We start from the raw sequence: 17,173 nt of genomic DNA, 5'->3' as shown, positions 1-17,173 counted from the left end.
TGGCCGAAAGTGGCATGGGAAGGATAGGTGCCCTAGGCATGTAATGGAGTCCGGCGAGACGGAACCCACGGCTTGCGAGGTACTTCATGTCAGAGACCGTCACCTTCCCCCAGGACCGAACCTGCCCCTACCACCCGCCGACCGCCTACGCACCGCTCCGGGAGGGACCGCCGGCGGGGCGGCCGCTGTCCCGGGTCACCCTCTTCGACGGCCGCTCGGTATGGGTCGTCACCGGGCACGCCGAGGCGCGCGCCCTGCTCTCCGACGGTCGACTCTCCACCGACCGGACCAACGCCGCCTTCCCCATCCCCACCCGGCGGTTCAAGGGGATCCAGAACCGGCGCACCGCGCTGCTCGGGGTCGACGACCCGGAGCACAACCGGCAGCGCCGAATGCTGATCCCCTCCTTCACCCTGAAGCGGACGGCCACCCTGCGGCCCCGGATCCGGCAGACCGTCGACCATCTGATCGACGCGATGGAGGCCGCGGGCCCGCGCGCGGAGCTCGTCTCCGCCTTCGCCCTGCCGGTGCCGTCGATGGTGATCTGCTCCCTGCTCGGAGTCCCGTACGAGGACCACGAGTTCTTCGAGGAACAGTCGAGGCGGCTGCTGCGCGGGCCGGAACCGACCGATGTCGAGGAGGCCCGGAGCCGGCTCGATGCGTACCTGACCGAGCTGATCGGGCGCAAGCGCCGGGAGCCTGGGGACGGGCTGCTCGACGAGCTGATCGCAGAGCGCCTGGAGACCGGCGAGGTGGACGTGCCGGAGCTCATCGACCTCGCCCTGATCCTGCTGGTCGCGGGGCACGAGACCACGGCCAACATGATCTCGCTCGGCACCTACACCCTCCTGCTCCACCCAGAGCAGCTGGCCGAACTGCGCGCGGACCCGGAGCTGATGCCGACGGCCGTGGAGGAGCTGATGCGGTTCCTGTCGATCGCGGACGGCATGTTGCGGGTGGCCACGCAGGACATCGAGATCGGCGGGGTGACGGTGCGCGCGGACGACGGGGTGATCTTCTCCACCTCCGTCATCAACCGCGACCGGTCCGTCTTCGAGGATCCCGACGCGCTGGACTGGAACCGGCCCGCCCGCCACCACGTGGCCTTCGGCTTCGGCGTCCACCAGTGCCTGGGCCAGAACCTGGCCCGCGCCGAGATGGAGATCGCCCTGGGAGCCCTCTTCGAACGGCTGCCGGGACTGCGACTGGCGGCCGAACCGGACCGGATCCCCTTCAAGCCCGGAGACACCATCCAGGGCATGGTCGAGCTCCCCGTGGCCTGGTGAGCGGCATGTCGGCGGCCCCTCTGCGCATCGACATCGACACCGGCGTCTGCATCGGCGCCGGCCAGTGCGCGCTGACCGCGCCCGGGGTGTTCACCCAGAACGACGACGGCTTCGGCGAGCTGCTGCCCGGGCGGGAGGACGGGGCGGGCAGCGCGCTGGTCCGCGAGGCGGCCCGCGCCTGCCCGGTCTCGGCCATCACCGTGCGGGAGGCATAGCCCGTGCGGCCACTTCCTGTACAGTTGTCCAGGAAGTGGCCGCACGGCCACCACAGTCGTCGGATCCCGTCGCCGGGCAACGAGGAACGGAGGCGGCCATGGACACGGTCGCTCGGATACTGATCGGCCTCGTGGCCGCCCTGCACGTGTACTTCCTGGTCCTGGAGATGTTCCTGTGGCAGCGCCCGCCGGGCCGGGCGCTGTCCGGGTTCGACGCGGACACGGCCCGCCTGACGGCGCCGCTCGCCGCGAACCAGGGGCTCTACAACGGCTTCCTCGCCGCGGGCCTGGTGTGGGCGCTGGTCATCCACTCGCTCGCCACCCAGGTGTTCTTCCTCGTCTGCGTGGTCGTCGCGGGGGTGTTCGGGGCGGCGACCGCCAACCGCCGCATCCTCGTCGCCCAAGCCCTGCCCGGCGCCCTCGCGCTCGGCGCCGCGCTGCTGGCCGCGTGACGGTGTGAGCCCCGAGGACCCGCGCACGGCGCGCACGAAGGCGCGGCTGCGCGAGAGCCTGCTGGCCGAGTGCGCGGACCGGGCGCTCGCCGAGGTCAGCGTCTCGGCGGTGGCCCGCCGCGCCGGGGTCGGCCGCGCCACGTTCTACCTGCACTACGAGGACCTCGCCGCGCTCGCCGTGGACGCGTGCGCGGAGGTGGTCCACGCGGCGGTCGACGCCCTGCACGCCTGGCAGACCGGTCCGGGATCGCGGGCCCCGTCGGAGCCCCCGGCGGCCCTGGCCGCGTTCTTCTCGCGCGTGGCCGGACACGCCCCGCTCTACCGGACGCTGCTGCTGCCCGGCGGCGCGGGCCCCCTGGGCGAGCGCCTGCACCGGGAGCTGCACGCCCGCGCGCGCGCCGAACGCGCGGCGGTGGGCGCCCCGCACGCGGACCTCGTCGCCTCGGCGGTAGCCGCCGCGTTCACCGGCGTGCTGGCGGACTGGCTGCACGGGCAGGTCGAGGCGACCCCGGCGGAGCTGGCCGGCCGGGTGTGGTCGCTGCTGCTGGCGCTGCACCGCGCCGTGTAGGACGGGCGCGAACGCGCGAGCCCCGCCGGGCGGGGCCGGCGGGGCTCGGTTTCACGGCACGGGCTCATGGGGCCGGTCCGCGAAGCGGTACTACCTTTGGGGAACCACCCGCTCGGCCTGGGGGCCCTTGGGGCCTTGGGTGACGTTGTACTCGACCCGCTCGTTCTCCTCCAGGGCCTTGAAGCCGGTGGTCTCGATCGCGGAGAAGTGCACGAACACGTCGGGTCCGCCGTCGTCCTGCTGGATGAAACCGAACCCCTTCTCCGAGTTGAACCACTTCACGGTGCCTGTTGCCATCTTGCCGATCCTTCTCGACGTTCCACTGCGGGCCGCTGAACGCGGCCGTCTCGATCCTGCCCAACGGTCCCGCACGGCACACGCCCAACGCGGCCAACCGTGGGCGCGCCGCGCATTCGAACTTCTGGCCGCCCTGTCCGTGAAAAGAGGGAGCGCGGGCGAGCACCGCCCGCGGAAGGCTCCTTCGAGAGGGGACGGACATGAGCGGGTTCGCGACGTTCCGGGTGCCGGAACACGTGACCGGTACGCAAGCGGACGCGGCGCTCGGCCGGGAGATGACCGCGGCCTGGCGGCGCGACGGGATCTTCCAGGTGGCGGCCGACGCCGGGCAGCGGGCACGGACCCGGGAGGCACTGACGGTCAGCCGGCGGTTCTTCGCCCGGCCGCGGGCCGAGAAGGCGGCGTGCGTCAACGACACCTCGTACAGCGGCTACACCGCCTCGGGCGAGGAGGTGACGGCCGGCGAGCGGGACGCCTCGGAGATCTTCACGATCACCCCGGACCTGCCGTCGGCCGCGCGCCGGCTGCCGTGCCACGGACCGGTGCCGTGGCCCGACGCGGCGTACCGGACGGCCATGGAGGCGTACCTCGCCGGGGTCGGCTCGCTCGGAGAACGGCTGCTGCGGCTCGTGGCGCTCGGGCTGGGGCTCGGCCCCGCCGGAATCGACCGGCTCGCAGGCTTGACCCGCGACGGTTGGCACCACATGCGGGTGCTGCGCTTCCCGGCCGCCTCGCGGACGACGGAGCGCGGGATCGGGGCGCACACCGACTACGGGTTGCTCGTGATCGCCGCGCAGGACGAGGTCGGCGGGCTGTTCGTGCGACCACCCGCGGCCGGGGAGCTCAGGCCCCGGAACTGGCTGCCGGACGAGAGCTCGGCGGGATTCGCCCAGGACTCCCCCGGCTGGACGTACGTGACGCCCGTCCCGGACGTCCTCACGGTGTTCCCCGGTGACATCCTGCAGTTCCTCACGGGCGGCACGTTGCTGTCGACCCCGCACAAGGTGCGCCTCGCGGAACGGGAGCGGTACGCGCTGGCCTATTTCCACGAGCCGCGCTTCGGCGCCCGCATCCGCCCCCTGAGCCCGGAGCCGCAGGACGACACCGAGATCCACTACGGAGAGCACTTCACCCGGATGTTCATGCGCTGCTATCCGCAGCGGGCAACGACGCGGCGGATCGAGGCCGAGGGGCTGATGCGAGCGCTCGCCGGGGTCCGCTGACCCGGCAGCCGAGGCAGTCCGCGTGCCCGGCGTGGGCACGGGTGTCGCGGACACGCCAGTCCCACTCGCTCTCGGGGCGGGGGCCGCTGGGCTTGCCCCATCCGGCCAGGTGGAGCAGCCAGGTGACGATCCCGGCCGCGACGACGAGGCCGAGGCCGAGCCAGATGCCGGGCATCCAGGCCGTGCACACGGAGAGGCCCGCTCCGGCGGTGCCCAGCAGGGCCAGGGCCGTGCCGGTCCATCCGGCCACCGTGTGGCCGAGGTCGACGTGACCGTGCGCGCTCATGATTCTCCCTGGTCGAAGGGTCGGCAGTAGGCTCGGAGCAGGATCTTTTATCTCACGAGCTAAGTAACTTAGATGCTAAGGAGTATCTCCGTGCAGGGCAAGCCCCGCCCCGCGGCCACCCCCGCGGAAGCGCTTTCGCGCATGGACCAGTTCGTCGCGCTGGGCATCGTCGGCCAGCAGGAGGTCGCGCAGCGCCTCGGGCTGAACGTCACCGACCTGACCTGCCTGGGGCACATCCTGGGCGCCGGGGACAGCCCGCTCGCCGCGGGCGACCTCGCCGAGCTGCTCGACCTCACCACCGGGGCCGTGACCGGGGTGATCAACCGCCTCGAACGGGCCGGGTACGCGAGCCGCCGGCCCGACCCCGCCGACCGGCGGCGGGTGCGGGTCGTGGCCGATCCCGACGCCGCCGCCCGGGTGGTCGCGGTGTACCAGCCCTTCTACGACCGGCTCGGCGCGCTCTTCGCCGACTACACCCCCGACGAGATCGCCGTGATCGCCGACTGGTTCCAGCGTGCGGCCGTCGAGGTCCGCGACCACTGCGCCCAGGTGCGGGCGGGCGAACTCGACGCCGGGGAGCCGTAGCCCCCGCTGGTAGAATGGGCGGTTGACCATCTCGCACCACCACGCTTTCCACTGTTTCGAAAGGTCCTGCATGAGGAACCCGTCAGCTCATGGCCGTTTCGGTGTGAAGGGCGGTGCCAAGCCCGCTGCCAAGAGCGGCGGCAAGGCCCCGCGGAGCACCGGGCCGCAGGGTGAGTTCACGATGCACGAGCCGAAGGTGCCCGGGCTGGCGCCGGTGGCCTCGTTCTCCGAGCTGGAGCTGCCCGCCGAGCTGGTGACGACCATGGCCGAGCTGGAGGTCAAGGAACCGTTCCCGATCCAGGCCGCGACGCTGCCCAACGCACTGGCCGGCCGGGACGTCCTGGGCCGCGCGCGGACCGGTTCCGGCAAGACCCTCGCCTTCGGCCTGGCCCTGCTCGCCCGCACCGCGGGGCAGCAGGCCGATCCGAAGCGCCCGCTGGCGCTGGTCCTCGTACCGACGCGCGAGCTGGCGCAGCAGGTGACCGAGGCGCTGGACCCGTACGCCAAGGCCCTGAAGCTGCGGATGGCCACCGTGGTCGGCGGGCTGTCGATCGGCCGGCAGGTGAGCGCGCTGCGCACCGGCGCGGAGATCGTGGTGGCCACCCCCGGGCGTCTGAGCGACCTCGTCGGGCGGCGCGACGTCCACCTGGAGCGGGTGCGGATCACCGTGCTCGACGAGGCGGACCAGATGTGCGACATGGGCTTCATGCCGCAGGTCACGGAGATCCTGGACCAGGTGCACCACGCGGGGCAGCGGATGCTGTTCTCGGCGACCCTGGACCGCAACGTGGACCAGCTGGTCCGCGGCTACCTCAAGGACCCGGTGGCGCACTCCGTCGACCCGCAGGCGGGCGCGGTCACCACCATGGACCACCACGTGCTGCACATCCACGCGGCCGACAAGTACTCGGCGGCGACGGAGATCGCGGCCCGCGACAACCGCGTGTTGATGTTCCTCGACACCAAGCACGGCGTCGACCAGTTCGTGAAGCACCTGCGCGCCATGGGCGTACGGGCGGAGGGGCTGCACAGCGGCAAGTCGCAGCCGCAGCGCACCCGGACCCTGGCCCAGTTCAAGACGGGCGCCGTCACCGTCCTGGTCGCGACGAACGTCGCGGCGCGCGGCATCCACATCGACGACCTCGACCTCGTGGTCAACGTGGACCCGCCCGCGGACCACAAGGACTACCTGCACCGCGGCGGACGCACGGCGCGGGCCGGCGAGTCCGGCCGGGTCGTCACCCTCGTCACGCCCAACCAGCGCCGGGACATGGTCCGGCTGATGGCGGACGCGCGGATCCGGCCGACGATCACCCAGGTGCGGTCCGGCGAGGCGGCGCTCAGCCGGATCACCGGCGCGAAGGCGCCCTCCGGGGTGCCGCTGTCCGGCGCGGCGCCGACCGACGCCAAGGGCAGGCCCTCCGGCACCGAGCTCGGCTTCCGCGGGATGGGCACCAGGCCGGGACGGCCCGGCAAGGGCAAGGAGTCCCGCAAGACGCTGGAGGCCCGGCAGCAGGCCGAGGCCCGCAGGGCGGCGAGGGTCCGCAAGGGCCTCTGATCGGGATGCGCCGGACCCCGTGCGGCGGGGTCCGGCGGCTGGTTCGGCGCCCGGCGCGGCGCCCGGCGCGGCGGCGGTCAGCCGCGGCGACGGCGCCGCCGGGCGACGATCGCGCGGGTGACGACCGGCGGCAGCAGGTCCTTGGCGAGCTTGCGCCAGCCGGCACCAGGCCTGCGGGCGGCCGCCGGTGTGGGCGTGGGCGGCACCGGAGCAGGTGCGGGGCGCAGCGGCTGCGGGAGGGCCGGCGGCCGGGCCCCGGCGTCCGAGATCTGCACGAGGGGCCGGCCCTCGATCACGTCCACGCCGTGCCCGAGGTCAGTGCGGCCCTCCAGCCAGGCGAGGAGGTCCTTCCGGTGGGCTTCCGGGTCGCCCCAGGTCGCGTACATCTTCATGTCGGAGACGCATATGGGGTTCAGCCCGCCGGAGACCACCGCCGACCAGACCGCGGCCGCGACCCCGGGGCAGTGCGCGGAGCGGTAGTCGTCGAACACGACCACCGCTCCGGGGGCCGCCACGCGCCGTGAGGACTCGATGTCCGTGACGACGTGCTCGTACAGGTGCGAGGCGTCGATGTGGATGAACCGGCAGCTCGCCGGGCGCACCTCGGCCCCGACGACGGAGGTCGGCGCCTGGATGACGGTCGGCAGTGCCTCGTGGAAGGCCAGGTAGTTCGTCTCGAACCCGCGCCGGGTGAGCGTGGGGTACGAGAGGCGGTTCTCGGCGACGTTCAGCTCGTCCACCGCGGGAGAGTCGAAAAGGTCGCAGACGGTGAATTCCTCGTCCTCGCGCAGGTAGCGGCCGACGAAGACGGCACTCTTCCCCATGAACACGCCGAGTTCGAGGAGGTCACCCGGCGGAGCCGCGGCATCGCTGTTCTGACGGGACAGGAACCAGTCGAAGAGCAGCTGGTCGCAGGCCGAGAACCAGCCTTCGACCTCACCGTATGCGGTGGGGACGGGCGGGGCCTGCTCATCGTCGGGGGTGGTGACGGGAGCATGCGAAACGTGCGACACGAAGAGTCATCCTCCAGCGGAGTGGCATCGTCCAACGCTGACACCCGGCCGGGTTAACGGCACTTTAGGCGCCGGATCGGCGTCTGACGAGACCCTCGTCACACAAGATTCAAATAAGACAACCGACCGCCGGACGACCGCCTCCGCTCATCCGGAGGCCGCGGCGGCGGTACGCCGACTCAGCCGGCCCGCGGCCGCGTTGCGCACCCGGCGGGTGCGGGCACCGGTGGCGAGCAGGCCGAGGGCCTCGTACGACGTCAGCAACCGGGCGGCGGTGCGCTGGCACCAGTCCGACGCGCCCACGAGCTCCGCGGCGGACCAGGGCTCGCCGCGGGTGATGGCCTTGAGCAGGGTCCATTCGCGCAGCCGCCGCTCGGGGAACGCACGGCCGGCGAGCGCACCGGCCATGGCCTGCGCCCAGCCGGGGAAGCCCTCGTCGGCCAGCAGGCGCGCCGCACGCCGGTCCAGGTGGGTGACGACCGCGCTCTCGGCCATCACCGGGTCGGGATCGCGCAGCACGACGGCCACGGCCTCGGCCTCGGCACGCGTACCGCGCGCATCCGCCAGGGCCTGGAGGTGACGGCCGTACCGCCAGTGCTCGGGCGGCTCGGCGGCGCCGCCGGCGTCGGGCCGGCTCATCGGGCACCGCCGAAGGCGCGCACGGCCCGGCCGGCCGTCGTGGGCGTGCCCGGCACGCCCTTCGGCATCCCGGTCGTCATCGCGGTCGGTATGCCTGCGGCGGATCGCTCGTTCGTTCCTCTCCCCATGTGTCCATTCCACACGACCGCCGGGCCCGCCACGCGTCCAGGGTCCCGCTCCCGGCGCGACCGCCGTCCCCGGCCCGGTCACACCCGCGCGCCGGCTCGCCCGCCGGCTCTCCGCTCGTGCGGGTCAGCCGCCGGCGCCGGGCCCCTGTTCCGGCTCGGGCAGCGGGGCGCCCGTCTCCAGGAGGGTCTTGAGGCTGGAGGCGAGCATCGGCCAGGCCCGGCCGCACATGCCGATCAGCGTGCCGCCCGGTTCGAATCCCTCGTGGAGGATGGTCAGCCGGGCGAGGGTGTCGCCGATCGGCTCGATCTCGTACGTGACCTTCGTGCGCGGTTCCCCGGCCAGTTCGGCCCGCAACTCCTCGCCGATCCCCGCCGAGGCCGCCCACTGCGGGGTGAAGCTGTGCCAGGTGTAGGACAGCAGCCGGTCCGGCACGCAGCCGAGGACCACCTGCTCGGGGTCGCTGGTGCGCGCCCCGCGCTCGACCCAGTCCATCGCCGAGCCCACCGCCCAGTCGGTCTCGAAGCTCAGTCCCCAGTACCGGCGGGTGAAGGCCGGCTCGGTGAGGGCCTGCCAGACGCGGGCGGGATCGGCCTGGATGTACACGGTGTAGGTGATCTCACTATCGCTCATGGCCCCATGCTGCGGGACCGCGTGCCACGGACGCCGGATTTCCCGGTCACGGCGCCGCGATCACCAGCGCACGCCCTCTTCGGGCAGTTCCGTGGCCGGCGTGCGGGCCGGGGCGGGCAGGGCGAGGCGGGTGCGGGCCGTGTGGGCGGCGGCGAGTTCGTGGGCGCCGGCCGGGCCCCAGTCGCTCAGTTCGCGGACCTGCTCGGGTGTGGCCAGCAGCCGTGCGTACGCCGGGTCCGCGGCCGGGGGCAGGCCGGTGAGCCGGGCGGCGGTGCGGGCGTGGGCGCCCTCCTCGCCGTGCCGGTAGCCGAGCGGGGCCGCGCCCGAGGTGGGGGCGGCCGTCGGGGGCGGGAGGTGGACGGCACCGGTGGCGCGGGCGACGAGGACCAGGACCCGGCCGTCGGGGGCGAACAGCCAGCCGGAGCGGTCCCGTACCGGCAGGTGCGCGGGGACCGGGCCCGGATGCCAGGCCCCGCGCTGCGGGGTCCGGCGGGTGCGGAGCACACCGAGCCGGTCGAGGGCGGTGGGGGCGGTGGGGCGGCCGTCCTCCAGCAGGGCGGTGCCGGAGCCGTTGACTCGGGCGCGCAGGGCGGACAGGGCGCGGCGGGCGTCGCCCGCGTCCATCAGTTCGGGCAGGTCGGCGGGTTCGGCGAAGTGGATGCCGGTGATCTCCTGGGCCGGGAGGCGGACGGAGTCGATGCGCTCCGGGGTCCAGGTGCCGCCGTCGTAGACGTGCAGGATCTCGCCGGGGAACCGCATCTCGGGCGGGAAGCCGGGGGTGTCGGCGGGGATCCAGTCCACGGCGAGCCCGCGCGGGTAGCGGCCGTCGACGCCGAGCTCCTCGCGCATCTCCCGGGCCGCCGCGGCGGAGGGCGCCTCCCCGGCGTCCACGGCTCCGCCGGGGAGCAGCCGGTCGGCTCGGTAGTCGACGCTCTGGACGAGGACCCGGCCGTCGGCATCGGTGACGAGGACGACGGCCGCGGTCCACACGGTGGCGCGGGAGGCTCCGTACGCGGCGGGGCTCATCCAGGTCCCGGGCCCGGCCTGCGCCCGTCCCTGCGCCCCCACCTGTGCCTGCGCCTGCGCCTGCGCCTCGTCGGTCTGCTGCGACATCCGAACTCCGTTCACCGTGGGTGGCCCGCCGGACTGTGCAACCGCGGGCGCGGCCCGGTGGTTACGGCGGCCCCGGGGGACGACACCGACCCACCCGCTTTACTCTCCGCATACCTTCCATACCTCCTTATTACCTCGTTACGTGGATCTTGGTAGGTTGCCCGGGCGGACTGACGGCGTGAAAACCCCCGGTCCGACCACGTCCGCCGGGCCGTTCCCCCGGCGAGTGAGGGCGCGGGCACCCGTACGGGTGACGGGTTCGGTCCCGACGGGGCCCGTGCGGCAGGGTGGGCGGATGCTGCTGCGCCGGGCCCTGCCCCTGACCCTTGCCGCGCTCGTCATGGCCACCGGGTGCGTGACCGTGCACCCGCCCGCCCCGTCGGAGCCCCGGCTCCCGGCAACGGCGGCGGCCCGTACGGTGTTCCCGCAACCGACGGTGCCCGCAATGCCGTTGGGAACCCTGCCCGCAGCGTCGGAGCCCGCGTCCGCCGCGCCCCCGCCGGCGCACGATCCGGTACCGGACGCCGCCCGGCCCCAGCGGGCGAAGCCCGAGAAGCACACCCCCGCGAAGCCGGTGCAGGCGAAACCCCGCCCGAGGAAGCCGGCCGCCGCGAAGGGGCGGCCCGCGCCGCGTCGGACGTACGACATGGCCCCGCTGTGCGCCGCGGCCAGGGGCACCGTCTCCCCCGACATCCTCGCCCTGTGCCGTTAGGGCGCCCCGTACAACGCGACGAGTTCGGCGCCCGTGCGGGCCAGCCACTCGCGAACCTCCGGCGGCTCCAGCACCTCCACCCGGCTACCCAGCCCCGACACGTGCGCCGCCAGCGCCCTCGGGGCCGGGCCGTCGATCCAGACCTCGGTCCAGCCATCGGGGAGCGGACCTCCCACGCGCAGGCGGCCGCCGGAGATCCTGGCCAGCCGGGGCAGGGCGTCGGGGGCGACGCGGGCCCGGGCGGTGACCGCGTACAGGCGTTCCTCCATGGCTCCGGCCAGTTCCCGCCAGGCCGCGGCCAGGTCGAAGTCCGGTGGCCGGTGGGCCGGTTCGCCGGTCGGTTCGACGGAGGTGACCCGGCTCAGCCGGAAGGTGCGCAGCCCGTCCTCCGTCCCGGCGACCAGATACTCGACGCCCGCCTTGGCGACGAGTCCCAGCGGGTCGACCACGCGCACCCGGGCCGGCTTGCCCACGCCCTCGTACCCGAGCCGGATCCGTTCGCCCTCCACGGCGGCCCGCTGGAGCGCCGAGCGGTGCGGGGCGGCGGCGGTGACGGGGGTGCGCGCCCAGTCCGTGCCGTCGACGGCGGCGGCCCGGGAGGCGGCCTCGGCGTCGCCGCGGAGGGTGGCGGGCAGGGCCCTGACCAGTTTGCGCAGGGTGGTGCGCAGTTCGGGGGTGGTGGCGAGCGGGCCGGTGACGAGGAACAGGGCCCGGATCTCGTCGGCGGTGAGGCCCGTGAGGTTGGTGCGGGCGCCGCCGACGAGGGACCAGCCGCCGCCCCGGCCGCGCTGCGAGTAGACGGGGATCCCGGCGGCGGCCAGGGCCTCCAGGTCGCGCCGCGCCGTCCGTTCGGACACGTCGAGTTCCGCAGCGACTTCGGCGACGGTGACGCGCCCCCGCTCCTGGAGGAAGAGCAGGGTGGCCACCAGCCGGTCAGCCTTCACGGGAGTCGTTCCCCGGGGCGTTGCGCGGGGCGTTGCGCGGGACGTTTCGCATACGAGGGATTCTGCCCGGAAAACAGGCCAGAAGATGGCCACTTTGAGCTCCAGGATGAGGTCATGACCGAAACGAAGCAGTTCACCGCGGCCCAGTCCGCCGCAGCCCAGTCCCCCGCCGTCGACACCCGCCCGGATCTGGCGGCGGCCATCGCCCTCGCCGGGCGGACCCTCGCCGCCGTCCGGCCGGACCAGTACGACGCCCCCACCCCCTGCACCGAATTCGACGTCCGGAGGTTGTCGAGCCACCTCGTCGGCGTACTGCGGCGGATCTCGGTCATCGGACGGGGCGAGGACCCCTTCAGCGTCCCCTCCTTCGCCGACGAGCTCGCGGACGGCGAGTGGGCGGCGGCCTGGGGGCCGGCCGCCGAGGAGGCCGCGAAGGTGTGGGCGGATCCTGAGGTACTGGGCCGCGACCTGCGCCTGCCGATGGGCGTGAAGCCGGGCGCGGTCGCGGCGGCCGTCTACACCAACGAGCTGATCCTGCACACCTGGGACCTGGCCACCGCGACCGGACAGCGGCCGGAGTGGGACACCGGCCTGCTGGAGCGGCTGGTCGAGGTCGTGCGCCGGGCGCTGCCGGCCGAGGCCCGCGGCGGCCGGATCCCGTACGGCGAGGTCGTTCCGGTGCCGGCGGACGCCCCCGCCCTCGACCGGCTGGTGGCCTGGTCGGGCCGCCGTCCCTGACTTATTCGATGGCTGGGCGCCGCTCCGCATACCTACAGTGACGAGGCACGTCGTCGTCGAGCAGGAGCGGATCATGCGCACCCACTATCCCCGTACGCCGCACCTGCCCTGGTCCCCCGGGGCGGCGGCGGACGATGTCCGGGCCGCGGGCCTGGCGGGGCTGGTCGGGCGCGAGGTCGTGGTGACCGAGAAGCTCGACGGGGAGAACACCACCCTCTACGCGGACGGCCTGCACGCGCGCTCGCTCGACTCGGCGCACCATCCCTCGCGGGCCTGGGTCAAGGGGCTCCAGGGCCGGATCGGTGCCGGCATCCCGAACGGTTGGCGGGTGTGCGGGGAGAACCTGTACGCGCGCCACTCGATCCCGTACGAGGACCTCGACAGCTGGTTCTACGGGTTCTCGGTGTGGGACGGGGACCACTGCCTGGACTGGGACCGGACCGTACGGTTCCTGCGCGGGCTGGGCGTGCCCGCCCCGCGCGTCCTGTGGCGGGGCGTCTTCGACGAGCGCGCGCTGCGCAAACTGCGGCTCGACACCACGCGGCAGGAAGGGTACGTCGTCCGTACCACCGCCGGGTTCGCGCGCGAGGACTTCGGGCGCCGCGTGGCCAAGTGGGTGCGCGGCGGACACGTACAGACCGATACGCACTGGATGTTCGCGCAGGTGGTGCCCAACGGACTCGGCCCGAGCGCCCCGTTGTGGGCGGTGCGGTCCGGGGCCGAGGCGGACGTGGCGGGACTGTGCGCGGCCGTGGGCATACCGGCCGCCCCCGACGCGGACGAGGTCGCCGAAGCGGCGGCCCGGATCGACGCGGCGGGGCGGACCGGGGACGACCGGCTGACCGGTGTACTGGCTGCCGTGCTGCACCACGAACCGCGCGCCCGGATCATGGCGCGGCTCGCGTCGGGGCCCCTCGGGGCGCGGCTCGCACGGCAGGTGGGCGACCTGGTGGGGCTGTACCCGTACCTCCAGCGGCCGTTCCCGGACGCGGAGCGGCGGGCCGGGCTGGTCCGGATGGCCGCCGCGGCCGACCTCGGGGTGCTGCACGCGCTCGCCGGGGCACTGGCGGACGGCAAGGAGGGCCTGGAGTGCGCGGAGTGGTCCGCGCTGTTCGCCGAGGAGGCCGGGCTGCTCGGCGCCGATCCGCTGGGGGACCTGCGCAGCGGGCTGCGGGAGGCCCTCGCCGGGCTGGACGCGGAAGCCGCCGACCGGTGCTGGGCGGAGGCGCGGCGCGCCTTCGGGCAGGGCCGGATCAGCGGTGCGGCCGTCGAGGAGGCGGTCGCGGCGACGTGGCAGTGGCGCGAGGGGGCGTTCCCCCGCCTGGTACAGCTCTGCGGCCCCTCGGGCAGCGGGAAGAGCACCTTCGGCCGCGCCCTGCCGGGCGTGGACGCGTACATCGCCCTTGACGACCTGCGCTCCGCCCGGGGCTCCCGCGCCGACCAGCGGGCCAACGCGGAGGTGCTGGGCGAGGGTCTGGACCGGCTGGACGCCGCGCTGGCGCGCGGCGGCACGGTGGTGTGGGACGCCACCTCGCTCACCGACCAACAGCGGGGCCTTGCGGGCTCCGTCGCGCGCCGCCGGGACGCCCTGGTCACGCATGCCGTGCTGCTGGTCGACGAGGCGGAGTTGGCGCGCCGCAACGCCGTGCGCCCGCATCCGGTGCCGTCCGCGGTGCTGACCTCGCAACTGCACCGGTTCGACCCGCCGTATCCCGGCCAGGCACACCGCACGTGGTACATCGGCGCGGACGGCGGCGTCGCGGACAGGGCTGCCGGCCTGGCCGGATCGCACGGAGAGGGCGGAAACGTCTGATGCGCACCAGCGAGCAGCTCTACCACCAGGTCCGTTGGGACCCCCGGTTCGACCCGGCGCGGTTCGTCCTCGGCCTGCTCCAGCGAGGCGCCGCACCGAAGCGGGTCCCGCTGCCCTCCTTCGTGCCCGGCGGCGACATCCCCTGGCACCGGGTGCTGTTCGTCGAGGCGGACGGCGAGCTGGTGTGGGACCGGGCCTCCGGCGTCGACCGGATCGACCTGACCGAGGCCGGCCGGGTCCGCGCCCCGCGCCTGCTGCGCGCACCCTTCTTCACCGCGCGGACCCCGCACGCCTGGGATCCGGCGGATGGCGGCGCCTGGCGCCCGGCCGAGGCCCGCCCCACCACGGACTCCGCCCCCTCCGACGTACGACTGCTCACCTGGAACACCCTCTGGGACCGGTACGACGCCCCGCGCATCGCCACCGCCCGGCGCAGGCCCCTGCTGCTGGCCGAGCTCGCGGCCGCCGATGCCGATGTCATGGCGCTCCAGGAGGTCGAGCCCGAACTGCTCGGCATGCTGCTCGCCGCGGAGTGGGTGCGCGCCCGCTACACCGTCGATACGGATCCGCGCGGCCGGGACGTCGCCGAGTACGGACTGCTGGTGCTGAGCCGGCTGCCGGTACGGGAGGCGGGGCTGCACGCCCTCGGCCCCCACAAGGCGGTCACGGCCGTGACGGTGGACACCGCAGGCGGCCCGCTGGTCGTCGCCGCGACCCACCTGACCAGCGATCACACCGAACGGGGCGACGTGCGGCGGGAGGCCGAACTGGCCCGGCTCGCCGACGGCCTGGGCGGCATCGAGGCCGGTGTGGCGCTGCTCGGAGACTTCAACGACGGCCGCTCCGGCGCCGACGGGCCCGCGGCCGCGCTCGGCATGCGGGACGCGTGGAACGACGTACACGGGCCGGCCGACGCCACACCGACCTTCGACCCCACGGCCAATCCGCTGGCGGCCGTCGGCTCCCTGACCGGCCGGGCCTCCCGGCTGGACCGCATCCTGCTGCGCGCCTCCGGAACCCGTGTCACGCGGGCGGCGCTGCGCGGCCATTCACCCGACGCCGAGGGCCTGTTCCCCTCGGACCACTACGCGGTGGAGGCGACGCTCGGCTTCGGCGCCGCGCCCGCGGGCCTGGACGTGCCGGCGACGGCACGCACGGCGGTGGCCTGGCTGCCGGCGCACCTCCCCGAAGCGGTGGCCGACCTGCGCCGCGAGCACGACCCGCAGGCGGACCGCTGGCCCGCTCACGTGAACCTGCTGTTCGGCTTCGTCCCCGAATCCTCCTTCCCGCAGGCCCTGCCCCTCCTCTCCGAAGTCGCGTCGGGGATCGCCCCCTTCACCACCGAACTGAACGGCGTGTACGAGTTCGGGCACCGCGAGGAGGCAACCCTCTGGCTGGACCCGGCCGCGGCCGGTGACGCCCCCTGGAAGGAGCTGCGCCGAGCACTGGCGGAACGGTTCCCCGCCTGCCGGGGCCGCGCGGAGGGCTACACCCCGCACCTGACGCTCGGCCGCAGCCGCGATCCGCGCCGGGCGGCCGCGGAGTTCGCCGCCCGGCTCGGCCCCGCCCTGTCCGCGCGGGTCGGTGAGCTGGCCGTGCTCTCACGGCGCGGGGACGGCCCCATGCGGGTGCGGGCCACCGTCGCACTGGGCACCGGTGAGGTCCACTGGCTCCCGGAACCGGCGCCCGAACCCGCCCCGGCGACCCCGACCGGCCCGGTGACCGAGCGGCTGCGCGCCGCCCTGCCCGAGGCTGAGCTGTACGTGGCCGGTTCCCGGCGGATGGGCTGCGAGCTGCCCGCGGCCGACCTGGACCTGGTGGCGGCGCTGCCCGATACGGCCGGTCTGCGCGGCCGGGTGGCCGCGGCGCTGCCGGAGGCCCGGCGGCTGCGGGACGTGACGGGAGCGAGGGTGCCGGGGCTGCGGTTCAGCGTGGGCACCCTCGACGTGGATCTCGTGGCCGTCGCCACCGGGGCCGAGGAGCCGGCGCGGGCGCTGTCCCGGCGCTCCGGACTGGGCGAGGCGGCGGCCCTCGCGCTGAGCGCGGTCAGTGACGCCGACGCGGTACGCGGGCACGTGGGCGCGGAACACGAGGCGTTCGCCGCCCTCGCCCGGCGCGTGAAGGCCTGGGCACGGGCCCGGGGCCTGGACTCGGCCCCGTTCGGCGGACTTCCGGGGCTGGCCTGGTCGGTGCTGGCGGCCCGTACCGTCCACGAGGCCACGGACCGCTCCCCCGCCGGCCTGCTCCTGGACTTCTTCGGCACCTGGGCCGCCTGGGACTGGCGCACCCCGGTCGCCCTGTCCCCCGCCGCCGTCTCGCCCCCGGGCCCGGCCCCGGCCCCGCTCACGGTCCTCACCCCGTCGCATCCCGTGCGCAGCTGCACGGCCCAGGTGGGCCTGGGTATGAGGGAGTTGCTGGTCCGGGAGCTGTACGAGGCGTGGGAGCTGCTGTCCGCCGACCCCACGGCCTGCCTCACCGCCGCGCCCCCACTGCACCGGCGGCACGCCGCGTGGGCGGTGGTGACGGTACGTCCGGACGGGGCGGCGCCGCTCGACGAAACCCTGGGCCGGACGCGGGGCAGACTGCGGGCCCTGCTCGGCGCCCTGGAGGAGGCCGGGGTGCGCGAGGCGCACGCGTGGCCCCGCCCCTTCGAATCGACCCCCGCCGTTGCCCGCCACGCGATCGGGCTGGGGCCGACGCCGCCGGACGCGGCCGTGCTCGCCGCCGTGTCCTCGGCGTGGTTGCGGGGCCTGCCGGGGGTCGAAGTCACCCACACCCCGTGCGGGGAGGTCCCGGACCTCCCCTGACCCACCGGCCCCCGCCGGGAGGCTGCGCCGCGGGCCGGCCCACGCCCGTACTGCCGCGCCGGCGGGGTCGGGTGTGCGGTGGGGCGCCCCCGCAGGGCGTCGAACGAAACCCGCTCGTGTTACCGGTGCCGCATCGGGTTCGACGCCCGAGGAGGTGCCCCGGCG

At 74.7% G+C, this 17,173-nt stretch carries 18 protein-coding genes; 11 read left to right on the top strand and 7 right to left on the bottom strand.

Annotated features, from left to right (window positions below; all coding sequences use genetic code 11):
- Positions 1-86: 86 nt before the first annotated feature.
- The 4 genes from ACFYYJ_RS15920 to ACFYYJ_RS15905 all read left to right on the top strand — a co-directional run bounded on the left by ACFYYJ_RS15920 (position 87) and on the right by ACFYYJ_RS15905 (position 2,521).
- On the top strand, positions 87-1,286 hold the full coding sequence (locus tag ACFYYJ_RS15920) for a cytochrome P450 (protein ID WP_389132632.1): 1,200 nt from the start codon (positions 87-89) through the stop codon (positions 1,284-1,286).
- A gap of 20 nt (positions 1,287-1,306) precedes the next feature.
- Positions 1,307-1,501, top strand: a complete 195-nt coding sequence (locus tag ACFYYJ_RS15915) for a ferredoxin (protein ID WP_385125194.1) — start codon at positions 1,307-1,309, stop codon at positions 1,499-1,501.
- Between the two features lie 98 nt (positions 1,502-1,599).
- Positions 1,600-1,953, top strand: a complete 354-nt coding sequence (locus ACFYYJ_RS15910; protein ID WP_385125146.1) for a DUF1304 domain-containing protein — start codon at positions 1,600-1,602, stop codon at positions 1,951-1,953.
- Positions 1,954-1,957: 4 nt separating this feature from the next.
- Entirely contained in the window at positions 1,958-2,521 is a 564-nt protein-coding gene (locus ACFYYJ_RS15905; RefSeq protein WP_389132628.1) for a TetR/AcrR family transcriptional regulator, read from the top strand.
- A 90-nt stretch (positions 2,522-2,611) separates the two neighbouring features.
- Here ACFYYJ_RS15905 and ACFYYJ_RS15900 read toward each other — a convergent pair whose 3' ends face one another.
- Entirely contained in the window at positions 2,612-2,818 is a 207-nt protein-coding gene (locus ACFYYJ_RS15900; protein WP_384745273.1) for a cold-shock protein, read from the bottom strand.
- A gap of 200 nt (positions 2,819-3,018) precedes the next feature.
- Here ACFYYJ_RS15900 and ACFYYJ_RS15895 point away from each other — a divergent pair, with 200 nt between their 5' ends.
- Entirely contained in the window at positions 3,019-4,041 is a 1,023-nt protein-coding gene (locus tag ACFYYJ_RS15895; RefSeq protein ID WP_385360653.1) for a 2-oxoglutarate and iron-dependent oxygenase domain-containing protein, read from the top strand.
- Here ACFYYJ_RS15895 and ACFYYJ_RS15890 read toward each other — a convergent pair.
- Positions 3,959-4,327 (bottom strand): HGxxPAAW family protein, encoded by a 369-nt coding sequence (locus ACFYYJ_RS15890; RefSeq protein ID WP_385360656.1) that lies wholly within the window; start codon positions 4,325-4,327, stop codon positions 3,959-3,961. The genes ACFYYJ_RS15895 and ACFYYJ_RS15890 overlap by 83 nt on opposite strands.
- Before the next feature lie 90 nt (positions 4,328-4,417).
- Here ACFYYJ_RS15890 and ACFYYJ_RS15885 point away from each other — a divergent pair, with 90 nt between their 5' ends.
- Both ACFYYJ_RS15885 and ACFYYJ_RS15880 read left to right on the top strand, forming a co-directional pair.
- Positions 4,418-4,912 carry a MarR family winged helix-turn-helix transcriptional regulator gene (locus tag ACFYYJ_RS15885; RefSeq protein WP_385360658.1) on the top strand — a complete coding sequence of 165 codons (495 nt, stop codon included), beginning with the start codon at positions 4,418-4,420 and terminating at the stop codon, positions 4,910-4,912.
- Between the two features lie 70 nt (positions 4,913-4,982).
- The gene (locus tag ACFYYJ_RS15880) at positions 4,983-6,470 is read left to right on the top strand and encodes a DEAD/DEAH box helicase (protein ID WP_389132622.1); all 1,488 of its coding nucleotides are present in this window, start codon (positions 4,983-4,985) and stop codon (positions 6,468-6,470) included.
- A gap of 77 nt (positions 6,471-6,547) precedes the next feature.
- Here ACFYYJ_RS15880 and ACFYYJ_RS15875 read toward each other — a convergent pair whose 3' ends face one another.
- The 4 genes from ACFYYJ_RS15875 to ACFYYJ_RS15860 form a co-directional block, all read right to left on the bottom strand.
- On the bottom strand, positions 6,548-7,483 hold the full coding sequence (locus ACFYYJ_RS15875) for a class I SAM-dependent methyltransferase (RefSeq protein ID WP_385360663.1): 936 nt from the start codon (positions 7,481-7,483) through the stop codon (positions 6,548-6,550).
- 147 nt (positions 7,484-7,630) lie between these two features.
- Positions 7,631-8,122, bottom strand: coding sequence for a hypothetical protein (locus ACFYYJ_RS15870; protein ID WP_389132618.1), 492 nt, complete (start codon positions 8,120-8,122; stop codon positions 7,631-7,633).
- 252 nt (positions 8,123-8,374) lie between these two features.
- On the bottom strand, positions 8,375-8,881 hold the full coding sequence (locus tag ACFYYJ_RS15865) for an SRPBCC family protein (RefSeq protein ID WP_385125137.1): 507 nt from the start codon (positions 8,879-8,881) through the stop codon (positions 8,375-8,377).
- 60 nt (positions 8,882-8,941) lie between these two features.
- Positions 8,942-9,994, bottom strand: a complete 1,053-nt coding sequence (locus ACFYYJ_RS15860; RefSeq protein WP_389132615.1) for an NUDIX domain-containing protein — start codon at positions 9,992-9,994, stop codon at positions 8,942-8,944.
- 295 nt (positions 9,995-10,289) lie between these two features.
- On the opposite strand from ACFYYJ_RS15860, the gene ACFYYJ_RS15855 reads away from it, so the two are divergent.
- On the top strand, positions 10,290-10,706 hold the full coding sequence (locus ACFYYJ_RS15855; protein WP_389132613.1) for a hypothetical protein: 417 nt from the start codon (positions 10,290-10,292) through the stop codon (positions 10,704-10,706).
- On the opposite strand, the gene ACFYYJ_RS15850 is transcribed toward ACFYYJ_RS15855, so the two are convergent.
- A complete protein-coding gene (locus ACFYYJ_RS15850) occupies positions 10,703-11,650 on the bottom strand; it encodes a helix-turn-helix transcriptional regulator (protein WP_385125134.1) in 948 nt (315 codons plus the stop codon). The genes ACFYYJ_RS15855 and ACFYYJ_RS15850 overlap by 4 nt on opposite strands.
- 114 nt (positions 11,651-11,764) lie before the next feature.
- Here ACFYYJ_RS15850 and ACFYYJ_RS15845 point away from each other — a divergent pair, with 114 nt between their 5' ends.
- The 3 genes from ACFYYJ_RS15845 (at position 11,765) to ACFYYJ_RS15835 (ending at position 17,008) form a co-directional block, all read left to right on the top strand.
- Entirely contained in the window at positions 11,765-12,388 is a 624-nt protein-coding gene (locus ACFYYJ_RS15845) for a TIGR03086 family metal-binding protein (RefSeq protein ID WP_389132610.1), read from the top strand.
- Positions 12,389-12,461: 73 nt separating this feature from the next.
- A complete protein-coding gene (locus ACFYYJ_RS15840; protein WP_389132783.1) occupies positions 12,462-14,201 on the top strand; it encodes an RNA ligase family protein in 1,740 nt (579 codons plus the stop codon).
- Positions 14,201-17,008 carry a poly(A) polymerase gene (locus ACFYYJ_RS15835; protein WP_389132608.1) on the top strand — a complete coding sequence of 936 codons (2,808 nt, stop codon included), beginning with the start codon at positions 14,201-14,203 and terminating at the stop codon, positions 17,006-17,008. The genes ACFYYJ_RS15840 and ACFYYJ_RS15835 overlap by 1 nt, the downstream gene beginning before the upstream one ends.
- The last annotated feature ends 165 nt before the right edge of the window (positions 17,009-17,173 follow it).

This window comes from Streptomyces sp. NPDC002467, assembly GCF_042889825.1.
Classification (GTDB): Bacteria; Actinomycetota; Actinomycetes; order Streptomycetales; family Streptomycetaceae; genus Streptomyces.
This window is presented reverse-complemented; position numbering and strand designations above follow the sequence as displayed.